We start from the raw sequence: 1121 nt of genomic DNA, 5'->3' as shown, positions 1-1121 counted from the left end.
CCTGTATCATCATCTATATTCCAAACATTTTTTGAATATTGTATAAATCTTTTTTTGGCATATTCATCTTTGTAGCAATACTTTGTCCAAGAACCCCATATACTTGTGAGACTTGCCCCATGAGCCGTATCAAACTCTGCTCCTATTTCATCAGCAAATCTATGAGTTATAAAATCAAATTTATTTCCAAGCCCTGTAAGTCCATTATGTGATAAACTGCCAAGCCACATAAGTTCGCTCATGGCATCATAATTGTTTCTGTCTTTCATAGCAATAGAGCCGTTTTTTATTATAGTTCTTAAGAGAGCCTCTGCTATTGCATCAGTAGTTTCATTTATACCATTGCTATATCCGAAATATCTGTCAAGAGTATGCATCATCATATCAGCTATACCACATGCTATTTGATAGTAAGGTAAAGTCATAGTAAGATGGGGATTCATTATAGCAAATAAAGGTCTGTTAAAATCTGAGTGAAGTATTCTTTTTTCACCAAGCGATTTGTTAGTAAGTACAGCAGCATCGCTCATCTCGCTTCCTGAGGCAGATATCGTAAGTATGTATCCTATAGGAATACTTTTAGATACTGTTTGTTTATTAGTAAAAAAATCCCATATATATGTTTCTTTATTGGACGTAGCATGTGCTATAGCTTTTGCTGTGTCTATTACACTTCCGCCGCCTATAGCAAGTATAAAATCAGCATTAAAATCTACAGCCTTTTTTATACCTTCTTTAGCATGCTCTAATGAGGGATTAGCCCTTACCCCTCCGAATGATAAATATTCTATATTTTCATCTTTTAATAATTTTTCTGTTTTCTCTAATAAACCGCTTTCTTTTACACTTTTTGAACCGTATACTATAAATACTTTCTTAGAACCATATCCTTTTATTTCTTTTCCTACACTTTTTTCAGAATCTTTTCCAAATATTATTTTTGTAGTATTATTAAACACAAAATCCTGCATAATATAAGCTCCTATTTTTGGATATGCATTTTATATTACATATGATAATATTCAATATGATTTTTTATATAAAACATTTTTTAATTTTATTTTTCAGTTTATTATTAAATCTCATTTATTAATTTTACGGTTCTTACATACAGGGCATAT

At 30.8% G+C, this 1121-nt stretch carries 1 protein-coding gene; it reads right to left on the bottom strand.

Annotated features, from left to right (window positions below; translation table 11 throughout):
- The coding region (locus EZH24_RS12320; RefSeq protein ID WP_137999352.1) for an iron-containing alcohol dehydrogenase at positions 1 to 971 on the bottom strand (971 nt) is incomplete at its 3' end.
- Positions 972 to 1121 lie beyond the last annotated feature (150 nt).

Source organism: Brachyspira catarrhinii (genome assembly GCF_005518285.1).
In the GTDB taxonomy this organism is placed as follows: domain Bacteria; phylum Spirochaetota; class Brachyspiria; order Brachyspirales; family Brachyspiraceae; genus Brachyspira; species Brachyspira catarrhinii.
The sequence above is the reverse complement of the archived record's forward strand: the minus strand, read 5'-3'. Positions and strand labels throughout refer to the sequence as shown.